At 48.9% G+C, this 22,102-nt stretch carries 23 protein-coding genes; 12 read left to right on the forward strand and 11 right to left on the reverse strand.

Features of this window, described 5'->3' with window-relative positions; all coding sequences use genetic code 11:
- Positions 1-3: 3 nt before the first annotated feature.
- From tolR to ACN0R1_RS11400, 10 genes are all read right to left on the reverse strand, one after another.
- Positions 4-423, reverse strand: coding sequence for a protein TolR (gene tolR / locus ACN0R1_RS11355; RefSeq protein WP_417582890.1), 420 nt, complete (start codon positions 421-423; stop codon positions 4-6).
- Positions 424-429: 6 nt separating this feature from the next.
- Entirely contained in the window at positions 430-1,107 is a 678-nt protein-coding gene (gene tolQ, locus ACN0R1_RS11360) for a protein TolQ (RefSeq protein WP_417582892.1), read from the reverse strand.
- A 129-nt stretch (positions 1,108-1,236) separates the two neighbouring features.
- Positions 1,237-1,512: a TraR/DksA C4-type zinc finger protein gene (locus ACN0R1_RS11365; protein WP_417582894.1), complete on the reverse strand. Its 276-nt coding sequence runs from the start codon at positions 1,510-1,512 to the stop codon at positions 1,237-1,239.
- 88 nt (positions 1,513-1,600) lie between these two features.
- On the reverse strand, positions 1,601-2,614 hold the full coding sequence (gene ruvB / locus ACN0R1_RS11370; RefSeq protein WP_417582896.1) for a Holliday junction branch migration DNA helicase RuvB: 1,014 nt from the start codon (positions 2,612-2,614) through the stop codon (positions 1,601-1,603).
- A gap of 16 nt (positions 2,615-2,630) precedes the next feature.
- Entirely contained in the window at positions 2,631-3,260 is a 630-nt protein-coding gene (gene ruvA, locus ACN0R1_RS11375; RefSeq protein ID WP_417582898.1) for a Holliday junction branch migration protein RuvA, read from the reverse strand.
- A 2-nt stretch (positions 3,261-3,262) separates the two neighbouring features.
- Complete coding sequence (locus ACN0R1_RS11380; protein ID WP_417582900.1) at positions 3,263-3,964, reverse strand: trimeric intracellular cation channel family protein; 702 nt, start codon at positions 3,962-3,964, stop codon at positions 3,263-3,265.
- Positions 3,961-4,476: a crossover junction endodeoxyribonuclease RuvC gene (ruvC, locus tag ACN0R1_RS11385; RefSeq protein ID WP_417582902.1), complete on the reverse strand. Its 516-nt coding sequence runs from the start codon at positions 4,474-4,476 to the stop codon at positions 3,961-3,963. The genes ACN0R1_RS11380 and ruvC overlap by 4 nt, the downstream gene beginning before the upstream one ends.
- Positions 4,477-4,521: 45 nt before the next feature.
- Positions 4,522-5,259 carry a YebC/PmpR family DNA-binding transcriptional regulator gene (locus ACN0R1_RS11390; protein WP_417582904.1) on the reverse strand — a complete coding sequence of 246 codons (738 nt, stop codon included), beginning with the start codon at positions 5,257-5,259 and terminating at the stop codon, positions 4,522-4,524.
- Positions 5,260-5,403: 144 nt separating this feature from the next.
- Positions 5,404-7,167 carry an aspartate--tRNA ligase gene (gene aspS, locus ACN0R1_RS11395; protein ID WP_417582906.1) on the reverse strand — a complete coding sequence of 588 codons (1,764 nt, stop codon included), beginning with the start codon at positions 7,165-7,167 and terminating at the stop codon, positions 5,404-5,406.
- 128 nt (positions 7,168-7,295) lie between these two features.
- Positions 7,296-9,167, reverse strand: a complete 1,872-nt coding sequence (locus ACN0R1_RS11400; RefSeq protein ID WP_417582908.1) for a DUF2207 domain-containing protein — start codon at positions 9,165-9,167, stop codon at positions 7,296-7,298.
- Between the two features lie 140 nt (positions 9,168-9,307).
- Between ACN0R1_RS11400 and ACN0R1_RS11405 the strand changes: the two genes are divergently transcribed.
- The 9 genes from ACN0R1_RS11405 to map all read left to right on the forward strand — a co-directional run bounded on the left by ACN0R1_RS11405 (position 9,308) and on the right by map (position 16,010).
- Positions 9,308-10,276, forward strand: a complete 969-nt coding sequence (locus ACN0R1_RS11405; RefSeq protein WP_417582910.1) for an IS30 family transposase — start codon at positions 9,308-9,310, stop codon at positions 10,274-10,276.
- A gap of 99 nt (positions 10,277-10,375) precedes the next feature.
- Positions 10,376-10,585, forward strand: coding sequence for a hypothetical protein (locus ACN0R1_RS11410; RefSeq protein ID WP_417582912.1), 210 nt, complete (start codon positions 10,376-10,378; stop codon positions 10,583-10,585).
- 669 nt (positions 10,586-11,254) lie between these two features.
- Positions 11,255-11,731, forward strand: coding sequence for a DUF523 domain-containing protein (locus ACN0R1_RS11415; protein ID WP_417582914.1), 477 nt, complete (start codon positions 11,255-11,257; stop codon positions 11,729-11,731).
- A gap of 68 nt (positions 11,732-11,799) precedes the next feature.
- Positions 11,800-12,201 (forward strand): RidA family protein, encoded by a 402-nt coding sequence (locus ACN0R1_RS11420; protein WP_417582916.1) that lies wholly within the window; start codon positions 11,800-11,802, stop codon positions 12,199-12,201.
- A 278-nt stretch (positions 12,202-12,479) separates the two neighbouring features.
- On the forward strand, positions 12,480-13,952 hold the full coding sequence (locus ACN0R1_RS11425) for an esterase/lipase family protein (protein ID WP_417582918.1): 1,473 nt from the start codon (positions 12,480-12,482) through the stop codon (positions 13,950-13,952).
- Positions 13,953-14,050: 98 nt separating this feature from the next.
- Complete coding sequence (locus ACN0R1_RS11430; RefSeq protein ID WP_417582920.1) at positions 14,051-14,269, forward strand: DUF6500 family protein; 219 nt, start codon at positions 14,051-14,053, stop codon at positions 14,267-14,269.
- Positions 14,270-14,386: 117 nt separating this feature from the next.
- The gene (locus ACN0R1_RS11435; RefSeq protein ID WP_417582922.1) at positions 14,387-14,923 is read left to right on the forward strand and encodes a DUF924 family protein; all 537 of its coding nucleotides are present in this window, start codon (positions 14,387-14,389) and stop codon (positions 14,921-14,923) included.
- A 114-nt stretch (positions 14,924-15,037) separates the two neighbouring features.
- Complete coding sequence (locus tag ACN0R1_RS11440; protein WP_151059054.1) at positions 15,038-15,244, forward strand: ParD-like family protein; 207 nt, start codon at positions 15,038-15,040, stop codon at positions 15,242-15,244.
- Complete coding sequence (gene map / locus ACN0R1_RS11445; protein WP_151055211.1) at positions 15,237-16,010, forward strand: type I methionyl aminopeptidase; 774 nt, start codon at positions 15,237-15,239, stop codon at positions 16,008-16,010. Before ACN0R1_RS11440 ends, map begins: the two co-directional genes overlap by 8 nt.
- Here the strand turns inward: map and ACN0R1_RS11450 are convergent.
- Positions 16,003-16,758: a helix-turn-helix domain-containing protein gene (locus tag ACN0R1_RS11450; RefSeq protein WP_417582924.1), complete on the reverse strand. Its 756-nt coding sequence runs from the start codon at positions 16,756-16,758 to the stop codon at positions 16,003-16,005. The two genes, map and ACN0R1_RS11450, sit on opposite strands and share 8 nt — an antisense overlap.
- Positions 16,759-16,915: 157 nt before the next feature.
- On the opposite strand from ACN0R1_RS11450, the gene ACN0R1_RS11455 reads away from it, so the two are divergent.
- From ACN0R1_RS11455 to ACN0R1_RS11465, 3 genes are all read left to right on the forward strand, one after another.
- Entirely contained in the window at positions 16,916-20,371 is a 3,456-nt protein-coding gene (locus ACN0R1_RS11455) for an acyl-[ACP]--phospholipid O-acyltransferase (protein ID WP_417582926.1), read from the forward strand.
- Between the two features lie 50 nt (positions 20,372-20,421).
- Entirely contained in the window at positions 20,422-21,069 is a 648-nt protein-coding gene (locus tag ACN0R1_RS11460) for a lipase family alpha/beta hydrolase (RefSeq protein ID WP_417582928.1), read from the forward strand.
- A 288-nt stretch (positions 21,070-21,357) separates the two neighbouring features.
- The gene (locus tag ACN0R1_RS11465; RefSeq protein ID WP_417582930.1) at positions 21,358-22,047 is read left to right on the forward strand and encodes an AAA family ATPase; all 690 of its coding nucleotides are present in this window, start codon (positions 21,358-21,360) and stop codon (positions 22,045-22,047) included.
- The last annotated feature ends 55 nt before the right edge of the window (positions 22,048-22,102 follow it).

The following is a 22,102-nucleotide window of genomic DNA, read 5'->3' on the forward strand; positions in this document are numbered from 1 at the left end:
AGCCTACTCTGTGACCAAGCCAACACTGGGTGCGCCCGCCTGCTGCAACAGCACCATCAGTTGCACCACCCGGTCATAGGTCACATTTTTATCACCCCTGACCAGCAGGAGCTTATTCGGGTTTTCATTCAACACACTGGTGATCCGCTGTCTGACCGCATCGGCATCCACTATCTCGGAATCATCACCACCCACATTGATGTAATAATTGCCATCCTTATCCACCGAAACGATCAGCGGCTCCTGATCTTCGGTTTCCACCGGTTCCGAACTGGCTTGGGGCAGGTCAACATCCACCCCCTGCGTCAGCATCGGCGTCGTCAGCATAAAAATCACCAGCAGAACCACCATGACCTCAATATAAGGTACCACGTTGATTTCTGTATTCAGACTACGCTTTTTTCGAGTACGCCATTCCATCATCAAACCTCAGAGTGCATGCAGGCGACGGTAGAGAATACTGGAGAACTCATCGGCAAAGGTTTCATAGTTACTCAGCAGTGTTTCCGACTGCGCCGCATAGCGGTTATAAGCAATAACAGCCGGAATAGCTGCGAACAAACCGATTGACGTTGTGATCAATGCCTCTGCAATACCCGGTGCCACCACCGATATTGTGGCATGGGGTACTGTTGCTAGACTACGAAACGTGTTCATAATTCCCCACACGGTACCAAAAAGACCCATATAAGGACTGGTAGAACCTACCGTTGCCAAAAATGGCAGGTGTTTTGCCAGCTTTTCTTCTTCGCGGGACATTGCCACCCGCATGCGCCGCTGAATACCATTCATCACCACATCAGGATCGGCCTTCCCCTGCTGGGTAAGGCGCGTAAATTCTTTCAGCCCGGCGCGAAATATATTTTCAACACCGCAGTTTTCATTCGGCTGCTGACTGACTTCGCGATACAGTTGTCCGAGATCGGCACCCGACCAGAAACGCTCTTCGAAAGCACGCATAGAACGTTGTGCCGCGCGGATTACAGAACGACGCTGAAAGATCATCACCCAGGAAACAAATGAGGTAATCATCAGTGCCAGTATAATCAACTGAACGATAAAGCTGGCCTCTGCTACTAGAGACCAGATAGATAACTTGTCTTGCACGGTTCACTCCTAACCTGACAGAAGGCAGGCGCTCACAATAGCAGTCGTATAAATTAATACAAGTAGCTGAGAACCAGGAAAGAGCCGCAAGAACGGTTTTTTTTGCAGAATACAGGCAGTATCGCGTTGCTAGCTACTGCTTTCGCAGGACAAACAGCAACTGGTTGTCGGTTCGGCTTTTAAGCGATTCAGTTCTATCGCCTCGCCACACATTTTGCAGAGACCGAAATAACCACTATCAATCCGCTTGATAGCTTCCTCACACGCTCGCAATTCGACCAACAAGGCCGCTTGCTTTTTTTCGCTCCCCGATGCAGCCAGCAGTTCTTGCTTGAGCGTTGCATGGAGCTGAACCAGATCACGACGACAGTCACTGACGAAGCGATCTTTAGGTAAAGCCATCATAGGCACCATCCCGTTACTTTTATCGATCTATATTCGACAATAGTAACAGCCCGTTGGCCTTAAACCTTGATCAGGATCATGCAGACACTTATTCGGTATAGGGTTTTTTAATGCCAAAATGCAAGTAGGCATGATCCGTTACCACCCGCCCACGAGGGGTTCGCATCAGAAAACCTTGCTGTATCAGATAAGGCTCTAACACATCTTCAATGGTATCCCGCTCTTCACTGATCGCAGCCGCCAGGCTTTCCACCCCCACCGGGCCGCCACCAAATTTTTCGATCATGGCCAGCAACATGCGCCGATCCATATGATCAAAGCCTTTTTCGTCCACATTCAACATATTCAATGCCAGATCGGCTAACTCACGAGTAATTGCACCATCGCCACGCACCTCGGCATAATCACGGGCTCGACGCAACAGGCGGTTGGCAATACGCGGAGTTCCCCGGGCCCGACAGGCAATTTCACGCGCCCCCTCGGGATCAATTGGCGTAGCTGTAAGACGTGCCGCCCGGCTGACGATACGGGTCAGGTCTTCAACAGAATAGAATTCCAGCCGCTGCACTATGCCAAAACGGTCTCGCAGGGGTGAAGTTAACAGGCCTGCACGCGTGGTGGCGCCCACCAGGGTAAAAGGTGGCAGATCGATCTTGATAGAGCGGGCCGCAGGCCCTTCACCAATCATAATATCCAGCTGATAATCTTCCATCGCCGGATAAAGTATTTCTTCAACATTTGGGCTTAGACGATGAATTTCGTCGATAAACAGCACATCACCCGCTTCTAAATTGGTTAGCATCGCCGCTACATCACCGGCCTTTTCCAGAACCGGTCCTGAGGTGCTGCGAATCTGCCCACCCATCTCGTTAGCAATAATGTGTGCCAGGGTGGTTTTACCCAGCCCCGGTGGGCCAAAGATCAAGGTATGATCCAACGCCTCGGACCGATTACGCGCCGCATGGATAAAAATCTCCATCTGCTCACGCACCACCGGCTGACCTTCGTAGTCCTGCAAGGTCTGCGGCCTGACCGTACGATCCTGCTTTTCCTCAACAGGACTGGTCGCAACCGGTGTTATAAAGCGGTCAGCTTCTATCATTATTGTTACTCATTTATTAACTGATCATGGACCGTAGAGCCAGTCGAATCAGTGCTTCCGCACTGGCATCCGCCTCCAGCGAACGGCTGGCTTGCTCGATAGCCTGCGTGGCCTGAGCTGGTTTATAACCCAGAGCGATCAGTGCCGTTTCCGCTTCCCGACGCTCATCCACTACAGCCACAGCTGGCTGCCTGGCTGATGCCGCATCTTCCATAGCCCGAAGCCCGGCGGGCATGGTACTGAAATGTTTAAGGCGATCTTTCATTTCGATAATCAGCCGCTCGGCGGTCTTTTTGCCAACGCCCGGCAGTTTTACCAGCGTTGCCACATCTTCGTACTCTACACAGCGGATAAATGCATCACCACTGATACCCGAGAGAATAGTCAGTGCCAGCTTAGGCCCCACACCATTGGTTTTAATCAGCTCGCGGAACACACTGCGCTCCTGGCGATCGGCAAAGCCATACAACAACTGGGCATCTTCACGCACCACCAGGTGCGTATACAGGGACACTTCCTGACCAATATCAGCCAAGCGGTAAAAAGTGTTCATTGAGGCTTCCACCTCATAGCCTACACCACCGACATCCAGCATCAGAAACGGGGGGTATTTTTCCAGTAGAACACCGCGCAAATGACCGATCATGATTATTTATCACCCTTGGGTTTTATTGACATCACCCGACGCTTTTTTCGCCCGGTTAACACGCGTCGCGGCGTACGATCTATGCCGGTGACCACAAACACCGGCAAACGAAAACCACTATAGATCGCCAGCATGCGAATAGAGAAAATCAATGCAATAGCTGACAAAGCGAGTAGATTCGGCTCCATCCGTCCATGCATCAGCACATAGAAGGTGGCCCCTATCAGCGCACAGGTCGCGTAAAATTCTTCATGCTGGAGAATACCGGGGATACGTCCAGTAAGTAAATCCCGAATCACACCCCCGGCACAACCGGTACTCACGCCCATAATCACTGCAATCAGAGGCGAGAAGCCCAGTCCCATGGCTTTTTCGGCACCCGCAATAGCAAACAACGCCAGGCCCGCCGCATCGAACACCAGCAACGCCCGTCGAGGCAACAACCAAAAACGACAGTAGACAAACGTCAGCACCGCCGCGCCTATAGCCGTCCACAATAGGATCGGATCAGCAATCCAGATCAACGGATGTGCATTCAGCGCCAGATCACGCAAGGTACCGCCACCGAGCGAAGTTGCCAATGCCAGCACCATAATACCAAACAGATCGATCTGCTTACCGCGCGCGGCCAGCACACCGGTGACTGCAAAGATCGCTATACCAAACAAGTCAGCATAGTAGACAAAATTTTCAATTTCTATCATCGCCAACGTCCACCGCGCCCGGTATGCTGACCCGCCACACTAATCAGCGAGCGGCGTGAATGCGCATGACACAAGGCAATAGCAAGTGCATCAGCTGCGTCAGCCTGAGGCAAACCAGGTAATTTAAGGATATGCGCCACCATGTGTTGCACCTGACTTTTATCAGCCGCACCTGAACCCACCACCGACTGTTTCACTTTTCGTGCCGAGTACTCATAGACGGGTACAGATTGATTTGCCGCAGCAACAATCGCTACACCTCTGGCCTGGCCCAGTTTCAGTGCCGAGTCGGCATTACGCGCCATAAACACCTGTTCTATAGCAAATTCTTGCGGTATATAACGCTCAATGATCTCATACACACCGGCGTACACCTGCTGCAGCTTATCAGCCAACTCCCCTTCACGAATACGGATACAGCCACTGGCAATGTATTCGTTATGCCCTTTCAGTGAATTGATCACGCCATAGCCAGTAATGCGTGAGCCAGGATCTATCCCAAGGATGATCATATCAACACGGCCGACTGAGGCTAAGAATAAGGTTAGAGGCAAAGATCAAAGCATCGCCTCTTCGGGAATCTCAGCATTATGATAGACGTTTTGAGTGTCATCCAGATCTTCCAGCACATCCAGGAGTTTCAGTGCCTTTTGACCGGTTTCAACATCCAACGCGACAGTAGTTGAGGGAATCATACCGACCTCGGCATGAACCGGTTCAAGCCCTGATTGCAACAGCGACTGCTTCACATCCATAAACTCAGTCACACTGGTAAAGACATCAATCGAACCATCGTCGTGGGTCACCACATCATCTGCACCAGCTTCCAGTGCCGCTTCGATAACCCGATCTTCATCGGTATCATTACCAAAGGTAATCTGGCCTTTTTTATCAAACAGATAAGAGACGGAACCATTGGTGCCCAGATTGCCACCATGCTTGCTGAAAGCGGCCCGCACCTGTGACACAGTCCGATTAACATTATCGGTCATGCACTCAACCAGGATCGCTACGCCATTGGGGCCATAACCCTCATAGGTCAGCTCATCGTAATTATCACCGTCTGCACCACCTGCACCACGCTGGATGGCTTTTTCAATGGTGTCTTTTTTCATATTGGCGCCAAGCGCCTTATCGACAGCGGCACGCAAACGTGGATTATCGTCCGGTACACTGCCACCTTCTTTGGCGGCTACCGTCAATTCACGGATCAACTTAGTAAAGATTTTACCGCGTCTGGCATCCTGGGCCGCTTTACGGTGTTTGATATTGGCCCACTTGGAATGACCTGCCATAACTTCTTACCTCATTAACAAAGAAGGGGCTGCTAAGCCCCGTTCGTTCTTCGTAGTGTTCACTTCACTGCCGACCTGGAGCGATATGTCCTTTAGGGACTTATACGACAATCCAGGTGCCAGACAGTGATATTCACCTTGTCATCAGGGTGTCTTACGCAACTTGATATTCAGCTCGCGTAATTGTGCGGCACTGACTTCACCCGGTGCATCAGTCAACAGACAGGCAGCACTCTGTGTTTTCGGGAAGGCAATCACTTCACGAATAGACGCCGACCCAGTCATCAACATCACCAAACGATCCAGACCAAAGGCCAAACCACCGTGTGGCGGCGCGCCGTAACGCAAGGCGTTAAGCAGGAAGCCAAACTTTTCTTCAGCTTCTTCATCGCTAATGCCGAGTACTTTAAATACCGCCCGCTGCATGACCTGGTCATGGATACGCACAGAGCCACCGCCCAATTCAGTACCATTCAGTACCATATCGTAGGCACGGGACAGCTTGCCTTCAGGCGCAGCAATCAGTTCTTCCGGGCTACAGCTGGGCGCTGTGAAGGGATGGTGCAGTGCGGTCAGACCACCATTACCAGCCTCTTCAAACATAGGGAAGTCGACCACCCATAGTGGCGCCCACTCTTTTTCCAGCAGGTTCAAGTCTTCACCCACTTTAATACGCAGCGCACCCAGGGCTTCGTTCACCACTTTGGCTTTGTCCGCACCAAAGAACACCAGATCGCCATTCTGCGCGCCGACACGCTGCATAATCTGCAGTGCTACATCTTCGCCCAGGAATTTCACAATCGGTGACTGCAGTCCTTCAGCACCGTTTTCCAGGGCATTGACTTTGATCCAGGCCAGGCCTTTGGCGCCGTAGATAGATACGAATTTAGTATAGTCATCAATCAGTTTACGCGTCAGTTCAGCACCACCAGGTACTTTCAGTGCTGCCACACGTCCTTTAGGGTCCGTTGCAGGGGTAGCAAAGACCTTGAAGTCAACACCCGCTACCAGGTCGGCTACATCGACCAGCTCCATCGGAATACGCAGATCCGGCTTATCGGAACCGTAGCGCTGCATCGCCTCTGAGTAAGGCATGCGCGGGAAGTCACCCAGATCCACATTCAGTTGCTCCAGGAACAGACCGCGGATCATCTGTTCAGTGATCCCCATGATGCCTTCTTCGTCCATAAAGGAGGTTTCTATGTCAATCTGAGTGAATTCTGGTTGACGATCGGCACGCAGATCTTCATCACGAAAGCACTTGGCAATCTGATAGTAACGGTCAAACCCTGACACCATCAGCAACTGTTTGAACAGCTGTGGCGACTGCGGCAGCGCGAAAAAATGCCCTTCGTGGGTACGGCTAGGCACCAGATAGTCACGCGCACCTTCGGGTGTAGCACGCGTCAGAATTGGGGTTTCAATATCCAGAAAACCATTTTCTTCCAAATAGTTACGGATATAGTGGGTGATTTTTGAACGGAAACGCAGTTTCCGTTGAATCTCCGGACGGCGCAGATCAATAAAGCGATTGCGCAGACGCACATCTTCGCCCACCTGCTGATGATCATCCAACTGGAAAGGTGGCGTATCTGACTTGTTCAAAATCACTAATTCTTTGCCCAGTACTTCAATCGCACCGGTTGGCATCTCCGAATTTTCGGTACCTTCGGGGCGGGCACGAACCAGTCCTTTCAACTCAATCACATATTCATTACGAACACTGTCAGCCAGGGCAAAGCTTGCCTCACGATCCGGGTCAAACACCACCTGGGTGATGCCTTCACGATCTCTGACATCCAGAAAGATAACGCCACCATGATCCCGACGACGGTGAACCCATCCTGAAAGTGTAATGTCCTGGCCGATATGTTCTTTACGAAGATCGCCGCAATAATGGCTGCGCATGATTGATTGTTCCTGTATCCGTCACTGTAAAAGCAAAATAGGCGCAGAATTATACCCTATATTAACGACGCTGACAGCGTTGTCTGGCCAATATGTTCGTTTAGGATTTCAGATAGCCGCAAGACCGATTACCAGCCACCGCCACGACCACCACCAGACGAACCGCTACTGCTACCTGAACTAAAACTACTCGAACTCGAGCCTCGCGAACCAGTGCTTTTGATTACAGTGGCTTGACTAATTGAGCTAGCTAAAGCCGATGACAGTGTTGCATCTGGAAGAGACAAGCTAAGGCTGGAAAGCCCGGTATATTTATACGCCTGCCCTTGCCTTTTCATGTTAGCAAATATCATAGTGAAGCGATCCGTCCAAGGCTGTTCTAAATCCAAAGCCATGGCATAAGGAAACAAGCGTTCGAATAGCTCTGGTGTTTTTTCAGGAGGATGCTTGAGCTGCCACTCATCTTGCTCCGCCACGGTAAGATAAAGTTTAAACCCTTCCAATTTATCCAAAAAAGCTCGACCAGTGAGCGTTGGCGCTTTTATCAATTTACTAAACACATGGTGTATTGATAAAAGCAGCAGCAGAGCAACCGCATTTATCAGTGAAGTATTCATAAACAAAGCAAAAATCAAAAAAACCACAAAGGAAAATAAAGTTAACATAAAAAGTAAAAGGGCAATAAAATCCTTTATAGAATGGAAATCTTTTTCAACTTCAAATGGGCGAAAATCTTTCATAAACCCATCCATAGCAAACGTAAACAATGTCATCCATACGGATAAAAACAGAACCAAAATACCTACTCCTGTATGCGGATTGACCGCCACAAAAGCTATTAACGTAAACAATGTAATCAATATGCCTGGTAGCAAAAATCGTCTGTTATTACGAAAATACTCTTTATCATAGTGCTGCTTTAATGCACGTCGATTGGCTTCCATAGCGGCCTGAATCCGCACTCGGTTTTTCTGATTAAAATCCACAGTCTTTGATCGTATACCTTCGTATAGGCTTTTCAACAAAACCATTTCACCAGGCCCTAGATCCTTACTAACAGCTTTGTCTGTTCGTCTTGCGGCGTAATGGGATTTTTTTTGCACCAAGATGAGGTATCCCTTGGTGGCCAAACTAACCAGCGCCGTGCTAAAGGTTTTAGTATCAATACTTTGGTTCATAATATAATGAATGGCACCTGGAGAGTAACCAGCCGGAGGGTCGTACTGCGGGATAATGACACCCGGCTTTGGATCTCGGCCATGAGCCAGCCACATAAGCAGATAAAATATTACTAACGTAAATAGTCCAATAAGGAGGACTGTCATATCTTTATTGTCGCTTAAATACCAACCAAACCGCTGCAAAGGAGTTGGATGCTTAACAACGCCTTTCGGCCAGGTCACAACAATACTAAGCCCTTCGCCTTTAGCCAATCGCTGAGTGGTTTCAAAATAAACCCCTGTTGCATTTATTTCGCTTTGAAAGTGTTGATCTTTCGAACCGAGAGGCCCAGTGTAAGCTTCAGCGCTAAAATCATCGGACACAGCACCTTCAGGCAAGTGTACCTTGGCGCTAACGCGGTCAATCGGCAACTCCCACTTATTACCACTCACATTCCAATAGAGTTCATCATAATCATCAAAGAAGCCAAGGTGTCGGTAAATTACGTAGGTGATCGTATAGGTATACTCACCAGGTCTCAGCAGATGATTTCTGTTGCCTATGTATAAATCGAGATACCGCCCTCTTTTTTCAACACGAACAGGCTCCCTCTCCCCATCACGGGCTACTCTTAGAATAAGTATAGGCGTTTCAATGTAACTTCCAAAAGTGCCCTTATAACGGGTCGGAATAGTGCGATAGATGCCGCGCTTAATCGACATTCCTTCAGAGCGCACTTTGATCGTTTCAATGACCTTCATGCTGCCATCCTCACGCACAGTCATATCGCTGTGAAAATCGAGAATGCGCTCGTCAGCTCCAGCAGATACCGCTATCAAAGAAAAAAACAGCAGTAGTAATAAACGTTCCTGAATTCAGATAATAACCGCAACACTCATGTGATGGGCCAGGTCGGAGAGAGGCCAGCTACCGAAATGTGGTAGCCTTATTTTTCGACCAAAAAAAATGAGATCTACACATGAGTTATCGGCAGCTGACCGAGGGACAACGATACCAGATTTCGTCGTTTCTCTCACAGGATTTTTCACAGCGAGAGATTGCAAGAAAACTAAACATTGCACCTTCGACCGTCAATCGAGAGTTGCTGCGTAACACAGATGAAGCAGGTCAATATGACCCCGATAAAGCTCAACAGCGCTCATTAATTCGCCGTTTAAAGCCAAAAACTAAGCGAATATGTGAGAGCACAAGGAATGCCGTTGAGTTCATGCTCGAACTTGACTGGAGTCCTGAGCAGATATCGGCTATTTGCACTAGGATTGGTTACACCGTCAGTCACGAGTGGATCTATAACTATGTACTGGCTGATTTTAATGAGGGTGGCAGCTTGTTCACCCACCTGAGACATCGGTTAAAACGTTATAAAAAGCGGCTTCACAAGCAGCGAGGTCGCATCCTTGGTCGGCGTTCCATACACGATAGGCCTGGAATTATTGATGAACGAGGCCGCTATGGTGACTGGGAAATAGACACGGTCATTGGTAAGCAAGGAACGGGGGCTATCGTGACTATTTTAGAGCGAAAAAGCCGCTTTTACTTAGTTAGGAAAGTGACTAGTAAACGTGCCGATGCGGTGGCTGAAGCGACGATAGACATGCTACGGCCTTTTAAAGCTTTGGTTCACAGCATTACCGCCGACAACGGCTTAGAATTCGCTGATCATGAACGCATTGCTCGTGAACTGGATACTGATGTTTACTTTGCAGATCCCTATGCGTCTTATCAGCGTGGCGCAAACGAAAATGCAAATGGTCTATTGCGTCAATACATACCCAAGGGCACGGATTTGCGGACTTTAACCCAAGCCCTGATTGCAAAGGTTCAAGTAAGGCTGAATCTGCGTCCCAGGAAAATACTGGGATTCATTCAACCAGACGTAATATTTAAAGAGCAATTGCAACAGAATATGAGCGGGTGTTGCAGTTAATAGTTGAATTCAGGGATAGTATGTCTCCAATTCTAAGAGCTATATCAACACATGATAAAAATCTCTCAGAATTTAATGAGTTAATTGAGAGGATTATCAATGATCATTAAAAAAATAACAGTGCTATTGGTTGAATCAATAATATTTTTCATAACAGCTGTACTTTGTTTGATGATATTTTTTTATGTCAAAGATGAGTTTGCTCAGGATACTTCTTCTCCAAATTTATACGGAGCAATATCTGCTATTATAGCCTTGATAATAATATTTATATCTTATTCTTATATCTCAAAAAAGCTAGAGAAATAGCAAAATAATTTCTAACAAGGAAATTTCACTCGGACACTACGCGCCGGTGAATCACGGCGTTGAGACTGTCGGATAAGTCCACCAGCCCTTGGCTGGTGGCACAGTGATGCCAATATGAAGCTGATCTCAATGGCTACATTGCGGATAACCAGTTCCGTAAACGCGATCTACGCTTTGTTGAGTCCGTAACCTTCAAGACAGCCAAGGCACAACGACGTAAAGAACGGGGCGGCCAGGTGGCACAACGCTTCACACCCGCTGAGTTTGATTATGATCCGCTGACGGAAACCTGCCGCTGCCCAGCATCCAGCCCATGTGGAAACGCTTCAAGGGAGTGATTGGAGAGCAAGAAACTATAAGCTTCCAGGGCTATCACCAACACTGTCGAGACTGCTCTCTAAAACATCAGTGCCTGCGCCGAGCCAATCAACAAGATGGATGTCAGGTTATGAGCTAAATCATAATCCACCAAACGGTGGTTGTGATAGCTTGAATTGATGAGTATCGTCTGTTTGAATGAGTGACAGTATTTATCTGATTTGAGCAGGTCACAATTAACAGAATGAGGAAGGGAGCTGTTGATGCTGGAGATTTTGATTTCAAAATGCCTAATCCGACAGGCTCGTTAGCACCACAATGCTGGGGCCTGGTAATTTGAGAAAAGTATTAATGAGTGCCTGCCTTCTAGGGAAACGTGTTCGATACGATGGTGGGAGCCTTTCAGTGAAGGATCAGATTATAGAGAGGTGGATATCTGAAGGCCGAGTTGTTTCAGTTTGCCCAGAAGTTGAGGCCGGAATGAGCATTCCCAGGAAGCCTGCGGAAATTTTTGAAGGTAGCGGAAACAGTGTGTTAGATGGTGAAGCCGACGTTGTTGAAAAAGGCGGAAACATTGTTACCGATGATTTCATCGCAGGTGCCTCGATTGCTTTGGAACTGTGCAAAAGGCTTAACATTGAAATAGCGGTACTGGCTGAGTCTAGTCCTTCTTGCGGCAGTTCATTCATCTATGACGGTAGCTTTTCAGGTAATCTGAATCCCGGTATGGGGGTTACGGCCGCGTTGCTGCGTCGGCATGGTATTCAGGTGTTTAGCCAACATGAGATAGCGGATGCTGACAAGGCCATCCACGCGACAAGCGCGTGATGGCTGGCGTTAGCGCCCCAAGTTCGAGTCTGGCTTGACGTTAGGCGTCCATTGAAAAAGGAAACAGCATGGCACATATCGTAGAAACATCCACTCCACCCAATACTCCGACGCCAATCGGTCCCTACAATCACATTGCTAAGGTCGGCCCGTTCTTAAGCATCGGTGGAACCGCCGGTGTCAATCCAGCAACAGGCCAGCTAGCTGGTACGGATATATACTCACAAGCAAAGCAAATACTTCAGTCATTCCAAGTAATGCTGGAATCCATTGGGTCTGATTTGGAACATATACTTCACGTAAACATTTTTCTTAAAAACATGCAGGATTTTGAGGAAATGAATCGTGCCTATGTTGAGATGATGGGGGATCACCTTCCAGCTCGCACTGTGATAGGCGTAAATGAGCTTCCGAAACCTGGGGTTCTAGTGACAATGAATCTTACTGCTGTAACCAATACCAAGTTGTAGTTCCCCCGTTTTAGTGGACTCTCCTAGACTATGATTAGATAGTAAGTAGGCTTGAAGAAATTTTCGATGTGAGCCCATTGTTTATCGTGGATAAGATCTATTTAGATAATAAGTTTATGTACTTGATGTAGTCATTAGCAGTAATTATTAACAGATCCAAAGCAGTCTGAGCTTTTAACAAACCAAAGTATCAATAGAAGTTAAATCAGAGCCTGTTAGAAAGAGTTGGTGTTTTGAAAGTGGTTTTCTGTAGGCTCTTAATCAGAGAGGATAGAAACATGGCATTACACCCAAAACGCCATCCAATAATCTATGTGCGTGGCTTCGCTATGCGTGATGCAGATATCGAAGATACTGTAAATACGCCTTACATGGGGTTTAATTTAGGCTCGACTCGAATTAGGCAATCGCATGATCGGTCGTTTGTGCCATATATATTTGAATCCCCACTTATTCGATTAATGAAAGAGTACGGCTATAAAGATGAGTATCTCGAGGGTAAGAGAAATGATGGCCGTATTCCACAACAAAGCGTAATTATATACCGTTACTATGAGCAACCAGAAACTGGGGATGGTCATCGTCCTGATATTTTAGAAGCGGCTAAAGGGCTGAGTGAACTGATTGAAGAGGTACGGGATCGGGTTTGTGGTGGTGATGCCGAGGCCGAAAAGGACTTCAAAGTGTATCTTGTGGCCCATTCTATGGGTGGGTTGATATGCCGCTGTCTGCTGCAGAACCCTAACGTGGGCAGCAAGCTGGCAAAACGCTGTATCGATAAGGTCTTCACGTATGGAACGCCACACAACGGTATTGAGATCGGCGGTATTAACGTGCCGAGGATGCTGGGGTTGTGGGATATAAGCAACTTTAACCGCAAAAATATTGCCAAATTTCTCGACCTTGAACCGCAGGAGGGTAACGTTAATCATCTGAATGAAACCTTTCCTCCTGAACGGTTTTTTTGCCTGGTGGGTACCAATTCCCGTGACTACAGTCTTGCTCGCTTGGGGGTGGGCACGGCTAGTGACGGTTTGGTGCGTATTGAAAATTCTTATGTGCAAAATGCGCCGCGCGTTTATTGCCATCTTAGCCATAGTGGCCATTATGGGATGGTTAACTCGCAGGAGGGGTACCAAAACCTGGTGCGATTCTTGTTCGGGGATTACAGGGTGATCCTTCGCATGGTACCGGAAGATCTCCCAATGCCACCGAGTATTCTCAAATACTACAAAAAGGATAAGAAAATCCGCGGATCCTACCTATTCGAATGTACCATCATGCCCAGAGGCGATTTTCTGATTCCGATTGCGCTTACCGACCGGCGCGCTGAACATTCGTCGGCTATCTTCAGAACGTATGACGAGATATTTCATCCAGAGCGTGCGAAATTACAACAGCCAAGGCACCCTGTGTTGGCCAGTGTTTTTCTTGATTCTTCGAAAATCACTTCAAGAAAGACCATGGTTTTTACTGTTGACCTTGCTGTACGCAGCACGGATTTTTGGGTGAATGGTATCTTGTCTACTAGCCGTCGTATTCCGGATGAAAATTTGTACCGTGATAAAATCGTGTTGAATGTCGCGTTAAATAATGAGGGCTGGACGGTACGTTTTGTTGAATCAGATGATAACTGGGGTGAAAATCCGGGTACTGAACTGAGTCGAGATGATGATGGGTATTACATTCAATTGCACAACGCCAAGGGTTTTCGCGCTAAACTTTACTTGGATTTGACCCCATGGTCCTAGTGACTCACTGATGCCGGCGAAGTCTGCCGACCCTGTGTACCTGAATATCCATTAGCGCCGAAGGCGTTATGAGATCAACCCGACATAGGAATACTGCTTTGCGGAAAGAGCTTAGAGAAAAAATTGTTGATGTATGTGATCAAAAAATCGACCAGAAAGGAGAGGGTGTCGGGCTATCGTTTTACGCATTCTTTAAAAATAAAAACGATCAGCCGGAGGTGCTCATGGAGGCTGCTCGGTGGTGGATTGAAACCCACAAATTGGATCATTTTGAAAAAGCGTTAAAAATCAGAGATATGGTTAAATCAGGTGCTTAGCTGTACCGAAATTCACATAATAAACGGCTGTTGTTACCCCTTTGGGGCTGGGGCGGCCTTTTCGCCAATGCCGGGTGTTATGTGCTCTAGAGTTTGGGCCAGAAAAGGAGAGTCAGAATGTTTCAGGAAGTCATAGATTTTTGGTTTAATGAACTTGAACCAAAGCAGTGGTGGCAAAAGGATGACAGGCTTGATTCCATGATCCAAAAGCGTTTTGGATATCTTCATAGTCAAGCTAAGGCCGGAGAGCTTTTTTCATGGCGAAAAACAGCGCTTGGCAGCCTCGCCGAGATTATCGTTCTTGATCAGTTCTCACGCAATATCTACCGTGATACACCAGATTCATTTGCTTGTGATCCCATGGCGCTTGCTTTAGCGCAATTTGCAATCTCAAAAAATTTAGAAAAACAGCTATCTGATATTCAGTGTTCTTTTTTGTATATGCCATTTATGCACAGTGAGTCAAAATTAATCCACGTGGAAGCCGTTAAATTGTATGAAGCGTTAGGCATTCAAAACAGCTTGGATTTTGAGTACAAGCACAAAGCAATCATCGATAGATTTGACCGTTACCCCCATAGAAATAAAATTCTGGGGCGTAACTCGACAGAGGAAGAAAAGGCGTTTCTGAAACAGCCAAACTCAGGGTTCTAAGAGTGCAACATCTTAGTGTTTCTGTTTGTGTTGCACTTATCCTTGCATAGCTGCTATCTGGAATATATGATTCATATATGAATTGTATATGAATCGCATGCTAAAGGTGGGGCTATGGGGATTGTAAAAATAGATGAGGAGCTGCATTGCGAGATTCGCAAAGCAAGCGCAGTTATGGTTCGTTCTATAAATGCACAGGCTGAGTATTGGATAAAAATTGGCATGCTTGCTGAGGCTAATCCAAACATGTCGTTTTCTGAAATTATGGTCGAACAAATGAAGCGAGCCAATGTTGACATAAGGAAGGCTGTCGGTGGCTAACGTAAAATACAAAAGTGTCGAAGAATTAAATGTGATGCGGGAATCTGGACGTTTACTTGCAACCGTTTTCGACTATCTTGACGATTTCGTCAAGGCCGGTGTATCCACGATGGATATAAACAATTTGGCAGAGAGATACATCACCGACCAATTGAATGCCCGCCCTGCCAGTAAGGGGCAATATGGTTATCAATACGTTCTGAACAGCTCTGTAAATCATGTTGTATGCCACGGAATTCCTTCACCCACCCAGAAATTGAAATCTGGTGATATAGTCAATATCGATATTACGTTGGAGCAGGGGGGATTTATCGCAGATTCCAGCAAGATGTATATGGTCGGTGAGGTAACTCCAATTGCTAGACAGTTGGTCGATAAAACGTATGAGGCGATGTGGGAAGGAATACGGAGCGTAAGGCCTGGCGCGACACTTGGTGATATTGGTTACGCCATTCAGAGGCATGCCGAAAAGCATGGCTATTCCGTTGTTCGCGAGTATTGTGGTCATGGGATTGGCCGGGAAATGCACGAAGAGCCGCAGGTTCTGCATTATGGTGAGCGAGGGAGAGGTCTGGTCCTGCAAGAAGGGATGGTGTTTACAATAGAACCGATGATTAATCAGGGTAAGGCCAAGGTTAAGCTGAAGAAAGACGGGTGGACCGTTGTCACTAGTGACAAGAAATTATCCGCGCAGTGGGAGCATACTATTGCGGTCACATCGACGGGTTATGAGGTGCTTACACTCAGAACTTCAGAGCTTACTTAACAATCGCAGGCATAGTATCCACATCGGTTTTGAACAGCCCATAGCGCCAGCCGCGGATGGCAATGATCACGGTCGTCCCGTGGCGCGTATCGAAATCCAGCGATACATCCTCCCGGTTAAACTCTTCAAACTCCCGCGCCAGGCGTTGCATGCGTCGCTGGAACGCCTGATTGGATGATTTCGACAGCATACCGTTCAGCACGATCAGGTTCTCATCCTCGCCCTGAAAACGGGAATTGAAGTATTCGCTGGCGATACGCTGCTGGAAGAACTGCTGGATCGGGCCATTTTCAATCCAGTTGAAGTTGGCGGCCACCTTCAGCTTGACCCGGTTTCGGGGCAGCAGGTCAATAAGCTGAAGTTTGTCCAGGCGCGCCAGTTTCCGGGTGCAGATGTGCGGGTCAAGTTGATGGACCTGCAGGATATCGTCCAGAGTCCAGCGGTTGAGTATGCACACGGTGATCAGCAGCAGAGTCAAATCGCCTGCGATTTCACGCTCCTGCTCGACGGTAAGGCGCTCGATACGGCCTGTTTCCTCTTCCATCTGTTTGACCAGATCGGTGATTTCCAGGCCGATCAATTGGCCAATGGCTTCCAGTCGCTCCAATGATAACTGGTTTGTGGATAGCAGCCGTTTTACACTGGCTTCGGATAAGTCCAGCGCTGTGGCTACATCGGCGTAGGTTTTGCCGTGGGCTTTCAGGGCTCGTTTCAGTGTGGTGATCAGTGCTTTGGTCTGTCTGGCCATGGGTTTTCTGCTATTTCGCTTGAGCCGCTCGGGAGTAAAGTATCGCTATATGATACTTTATGGTGGCTTTTACGCAACTATTAACAGGGAAGTTGTACCTCGCCTTAATTCTGATCAGGATGGCGCGGAACAAATAAATCGCAATAGGACGCCGATTGTGAACCAGCTTTTCAGAGTTAAAGGATTTCTTGCCTATATCCTCGTGGTGTTTCTTAACGCCTTTGTGGATTTAGGCCACAAGATTATTATTCAGAACACCATCTTCAAAACCTGGGATGGCGACCTGCAGGTGATTCTCACAGCACTGATCAACGGTCTGATTCTGCTGCCGTTCATCCTGTTATTTTCTCCTGCCGGGTTTATCTCTGACCGTTTTCCCAAGCCGACCGTAATTCGCTACGGTGCGCTGGCCGTTGTTGCTGGCACGGGGCTGATTGCCCTTAGTTATATGGCTGGCTGGTTCTGGGTATCCTTCGGGTTGACGTTACTGCTATCGATTCAGAGTGCGATCTACTCACCGGCCAAGTATGGCTATATCCGCGAATTGCTCGGCGATGAGCGTCTCGCTCAGGGTAACGCGTTGGTGCAGGCGGCCACCATTGTGTCGATTTTGGCAGGTACGATTGTATTTTCCGGGCTGTTCGAGCATTTCTATCAGCCGGACTTCAGCGATACCTCGGCGGTGATGCACGCGATTGCGCCGTTGGGGCTGGTGCTGGTGGTGTTGTCTGTTGTCGAGTGGATTCTAGCTGGACGACTGCCTCAGCGGGACGCGGGCGAACCTGGTAAGACATTCAGTGTTAGCACCTATGTGAAGGGCGGTTATTTGCGCGGTAACCTCCGTGCGATTCGGGGCAACCGGGCTATCTGGTTGTCTATTGTTGGTTTGGCGATGTTCTGGGCGATCTCTCAGGTGCTGTTGGCGGCATTTCCGGCCTATGCCAAAGAGGCGCTGGCCGAGACCAATACACTGGTGATTCAGGGGCTGTTGGGCGTTAGCGGTATCGGTATTCTGATCGGTTCCATTGTTGCTGGCCGTGCTTCCCGTGCGCATATTGAACTTGGCCTGGTGCCGCTGGGCGCTATAGGTATCGCCTTCTGTCTGGGGGTCATGCCGTTGTTCAGTGGGTTGTACTCTCTGGCGGCGCTGCTGCTGTTGATCGGTGTGTGCGGTGGGCTGTTTATCGTGCCGCTGAACTCACTGATCCAATACACCGCACGTGAACAGAATATGGGCACAGTGCTGGCTGGCAATAACTGGATTCAGAATCTGGTAATGATCAGCTTTCTCGGGCTGACGGTGCTGTTTTCGCTGTTGGGTTTCAGCAGCGCCGGTCTGTTCTACCTGTTAGCGGTTGTGGCCGTCGTGGGTGCCGCTTACACGCTGTATTGTCTGCCTCATTCGCTGGTGCGCATCTTCGTCGGTGTGCTGCTCAAACGTCGCTACCGGGTGAGCGTATCGGGGCTGGAGCATCTGCCGAAAGAGGGTGGCGTGCTGTTGCTGGGTAATCATATCAGTTGGATCGACTGGGCCATGGTACAGATCGCCTGCCCGCGTCCTGTACGTTTCGTCATGTTGCGCAGCATCTATGAAACCTGGTATCTGAAACCTTTCCTGCAGCTTTTTGGTGCGATTCCGATCAGTGCCGGTAACAGCCAGGATGCGCTGGCGAGTGTCAATCAGTGCCTTAAACAGGGTGAGGTCGTGTGCCTGTTCCCGGAAGGTGCTATCAGTCGCACAGGGCATTTGGGCATGTTCCGCCGTGGTTATGAGAAAGTGGTGGAAGATATCGAGCAGGGGGTGATCGTGCCATTCTACCTGCGTGGCCTGTGGGGTAGCCGTCTGTCCCGCTCGCATAGCGAAAAGCTGCGTGAGAACACCACTGATGGCTTCAAGCGCAATGTGATTGTAGCGCTGGGTAAACCTTTGCCGTTGAGTACCAAAGCCGAGGCGCTTAAGCAGAAGGTGTTCGAGCTGTCGGTGGATGCTTGGGAAGACTACACCGCGATGCTGGAACCTCTGCCGCAGGCCTGGATGAAACAGGCCAAGCGTCGCCCGACCTCGGTCAGTCTGATCGATACGCTCGGTGATGTGCGTTACAGCAATGCCCGGGTGATCGCCGGTACAACTGCGATGGCGCGCAGCATGAAGAAAATCTGCCGCGAGCAGAACGTGGGCCTTATACTGCCTGCCAGTGCCGCGGGAGTGATGGCTAATTTGGCTGTGATGCTGAACGGTCAGACCGCCGTGAATCTAAATTTCACCGCCGGCGTGGATTCAGTGCAAGCGGCGATTCGCAGCGCCGGAATCGATACCGTGTATACCTCTGAGCGGTTTGCCAAAAAGCTCTCGGATCGCGGGCTCGATCTGGATGCGATGCTGGCCGGTACCCGGGTGGTACACCTGGAAGATATACGCGCACGTATGACCAAAACCCGTTTGCTGACGCATTTGATCAGTGCCTATCTGCTGCCGGCCTCTTGGTTGTGTTACCTGTACGGACGCGGTACCACACTGGAGAGCCCGGCGCAGATTCTGTTTTCCAGTGGCAGTGAGGGTACACCCAAGGGGGTGGTGCTGACCCATCGCAACCTGATGGGCAATATCAAGCAGATCAGCGATGTGCTCAACACCGATGAAAACGATGCCATGATGGCTTGCCTGCCGCTGTTTCATTCATTCGGCCTGACGGTAAACAGCCTGCTGCCGATGGTGGAAGGGATTCCTGCGGTATGTCACCCGGACCCTACCGATGCGCTCAATATAAGCAAGGCGATTTATCGCCACAAGGTGAGTATTCTGTGTGGTACAGCCACCTTCCTACGGCTTTATAGCCGCAACCGCAATGTCGTGCCGAGCATGCTGGATTCTTTGCGTGTGATTGTCGCCGGTGCCGAAAAGCTATCGCCAGAGGTGCGTAACAGTTTCGAGCTGAAGTTCAAAAAAACGATTTTCGAAGGCTATGGTGCCACCGAGACCGCGCCGGTGGCCAGTGTTAACGTGCCTGATTCCATGGACCCGAGCAGTTGGAAGGTTCAGACGGGTAACAAACCGGGTACGGTGGGTATGCCACTGCCTGGCAGTTGCTTCCGTATTGTCGATCCAGAATCGCTGGAATCACTGCCCGGTGGCGATGATGGTTTGATCCTGGTTTCCGGTGGGCAGGTCATGCAGGGTTATTTGAATGACCCTGAGAAAACCGATGATGCCATTGTTGAACTGGACGGTCGGCGCTGGTACTGCACGGGTGATAAAGGGCATATCGATAGCGACGGTTTCCTGAGTATCGTCGACCGCTACTCCCGCTTTGCCAAGATTGGCGGCGAGATGATCAGTCTGGGTGCGGTGGAGGCGGCCGTCGCCGGGGTGGTAGACAGTGAAACCACCGAATTTGGCGCTACCAATATCAAGGACGATAAAAAAGGTGAAAAAGTAGTGCTGCTGATCACCGAGGGCGCTGATGATATCCGCCAGAAAATGGTCAAGGCGGGGGTGAATCCGTTAATGATTCCGGCACAGGTTGTTGCCGTGGACGAGCTGCCCAAACTCGGTAGTGGCAAGGTGGATTACAAAGGGCTGAAGCAGGTGGCAAGTCGGCTATTGCTGACCTGATCTGCGAAGGTAGATGTGAATAACTATAGAGTATTTCTGGAGGTTTACCTGTGTCTGATCAAGCACATATTGTTTTGATACATGGCCTTTACATGCGCCCCTTGGTGATGCGACCCATGGCGCGTTGGTTTGAAGCGCAAGGCTATTCGACTAGCTCTTTTGGTTATAAGACGACTTCCGAATCACTGGAGCTGAATGTAGAGAACCTGTCCTCGCACCTTAGTAGTATCAATGCCAATGAGATTTTTCTTGTCTGCCATTCACTGGGTGGATTACTGGCGCGCGCCTATGTCGCGTCTGTGGGTGAAGATCATACTATTCGCAAGGTGGTTACTATTGGTACGCCGCATCAAGGCGCGGCTATTGCCCGGTGGATGAAGTCAAAAAAACTTGGGAGCCTCCTGGGTCATAGCATGGAGAAAGGATTGATAAAAAACAGATCAGACTGGGATCTGGACATTCCTCTTGGAAGTATTGCCGGAGACGGAGGTATTGGCTTCCTGCCGCTGATAAAAGGAAATGCAGAGCCCTCTGATGGCACCGTATCCGTCAGTGAAACTCACATACAGGGTGAGACTGACCACATAGTTCTGCACTACAGCCATATTCAGCTTATTATGGTTGCCGAAGTGTACGAGAAAGCACTTTGTTTCATAAAACACAGTAATTTTACATCTGATAGTTCAGGTTCAAGTTGAGATGATTTTAGTGTTCGTTCTCGTTCTCGTTCTTCTTCTTGGTAATGTTGTCACTCTATACCGGATTTCTGACACCAGCCTGAAGGGGATGAGCGTGTAGATTAAAAATGTCTTGGTGACGATGACCGTCGATGGTTGGAAAATGTACGCCATTGCGGATACAATTTTCTGACCTTAACAATGCACAGCTGTACAGGGCTTGCAATGACGTCTCGAAACACTTCACAAAAGGGTTCTTCCCGTTTAGGTGCACCCTATTTACGCAGTATACGTAGCAACTCCGAGCGTATGAACGGTGGCGATTTCCCTTTTAACATCCCAGCATTTCGTCATGGAATTGATCTTGAGCTACCAACTCCAGTGACATTCTTGGTTGGAGAGAATGGCAGCGGAAAATCTACCCTTCTCGAAGCGCTTGCCGAAATCTGTGGTTTTAATCCAGAAGGTGGGAACCGAGACCATTATCGGGAAGCGAGAGAAGATCGTTCAGAGTTAGCGCAGGCACTGCGCCTCTCGTGGATGCCTAAAGTGACGGAAGGTTTTTTTATGCGTGCGGAAAGCTTCTACAATTTTGCTTCTTACCTCGATAGTGTTTCCAACTTCTTGGCTTATGGCGGCAAATCGCTTCATCATCAGTCTCATGGCGAGTCGTTCCTGGCGTTATTTCAGCATCGATTTGAACACGGGCTATATATCCTTGATGAACCGGAGGCCGCTTTATCACCACAAAGACAGCTGGCGTTCTTAAAAATCATTCATGAGCTTGAAGTTCCTCGACACGCCCAATTTTTGATTGCCACCCACTCACCGATTCTACTAGCCTATCCGGGTGCCACCCTGTATCAGTTTGAGGAAGACGGCATTCGGGAAGTTGCTTATCACGAAACAGATCACTACCTGGTCACCAAGGAGTTCTTAAACAGGCCGGATCGAATCCTTAAATATCTGTTTTCAGAAGAGGATGAGTTCGATGGCTAGCCAGCTATGCCGAAACGGAGGTGGAATTTGAGTAGGGGCATCATCCTAAACCCAT

This window comes from Nitrincola sp. (genome assembly GCF_048264025.1).
In the GTDB taxonomy this organism is placed as follows: domain Bacteria; phylum Pseudomonadota; class Gammaproteobacteria; order Pseudomonadales; family Balneatricaceae; genus Nitrincola.

What these genes read in the sequence shown, in the direction of transcription:
- tolR (WP_417582890.1), bottom strand. Translation starts at nt 423, where the DNA reads ATGATGGAATGGCGTACTCGAAAAAAGCGTAGTCTGAATACAGAAATC.
- ACN0R1_RS11365 (WP_417582894.1), bottom strand. Translation starts at nt 1,512, where the DNA reads ATGATGGCTTTACCTAAAGATCGCTTCGTCAGTGACTGTCGTCGTGAT.
- ruvB (WP_417582896.1), bottom strand. Translation starts at nt 2,614, where the DNA reads ATGATAGAAGCTGACCGCTTTATAACACCGGTTGCGACCAGTCCTGTT.
- ruvA (WP_417582898.1), bottom strand. Translation starts at nt 3,260, where the DNA reads ATGATCGGTCATTTGCGCGGTGTTCTACTGGAAAAATACCCCCCGTTT.
- ACN0R1_RS11380 (WP_417582900.1), bottom strand. Translation starts at nt 3,964, where the DNA reads ATGATAGAAATTGAAAATTTTGTCTACTATGCTGACTTGTTTGGTATA.
- ruvC (WP_417582902.1), bottom strand. Translation starts at nt 4,476, where the DNA reads ATGATCATCCTTGGGATAGATCCTGGCTCACGCATTACTGGCTATGGC.
- ACN0R1_RS11390 (WP_417582904.1), bottom strand. Translation starts at nt 5,259, where the DNA reads ATGGCAGGTCATTCCAAGTGGGCCAATATCAAACACCGTAAAGCGGCC.
- aspS (WP_417582906.1), bottom strand. Translation starts at nt 7,167, where the DNA reads ATGCGCAGCCATTATTGCGGCGATCTTCGTAAAGAACATATCGGCCAG.
- ACN0R1_RS11405 (WP_417582910.1), top strand. Translation starts at nt 9,308, where the DNA reads ATGAGTTATCGGCAGCTGACCGAGGGACAACGATACCAGATTTCGTCG.
- ACN0R1_RS11410 (WP_417582912.1), top strand. Translation starts at nt 10,376, where the DNA reads ATGATCATTAAAAAAATAACAGTGCTATTGGTTGAATCAATAATATTT.
- ACN0R1_RS11415 (WP_417582914.1), top strand. Translation starts at nt 11,255, where the DNA reads ATGAGTGCCTGCCTTCTAGGGAAACGTGTTCGATACGATGGTGGGAGC.
- ACN0R1_RS11420 (WP_417582916.1), top strand. Translation starts at nt 11,800, where the DNA reads ATGGCACATATCGTAGAAACATCCACTCCACCCAATACTCCGACGCCA.
- ACN0R1_RS11425 (WP_417582918.1), top strand. Translation starts at nt 12,480, where the DNA reads ATGGCATTACACCCAAAACGCCATCCAATAATCTATGTGCGTGGCTTC.
- ACN0R1_RS11435 (WP_417582922.1), top strand. Translation starts at nt 14,387, where the DNA reads ATGTTTCAGGAAGTCATAGATTTTTGGTTTAATGAACTTGAACCAAAG.
- ACN0R1_RS11440 (WP_151059054.1), top strand. Translation starts at nt 15,038, where the DNA reads ATGGGGATTGTAAAAATAGATGAGGAGCTGCATTGCGAGATTCGCAAA.
- ACN0R1_RS11450 (WP_417582924.1), bottom strand. Translation starts at nt 16,758, where the DNA reads ATGGCCAGACAGACCAAAGCACTGATCACCACACTGAAACGAGCCCTG.
- ACN0R1_RS11465 (WP_417582930.1), top strand. Translation starts at nt 21,358, where the DNA reads ATGAACGGTGGCGATTTCCCTTTTAACATCCCAGCATTTCGTCATGGA.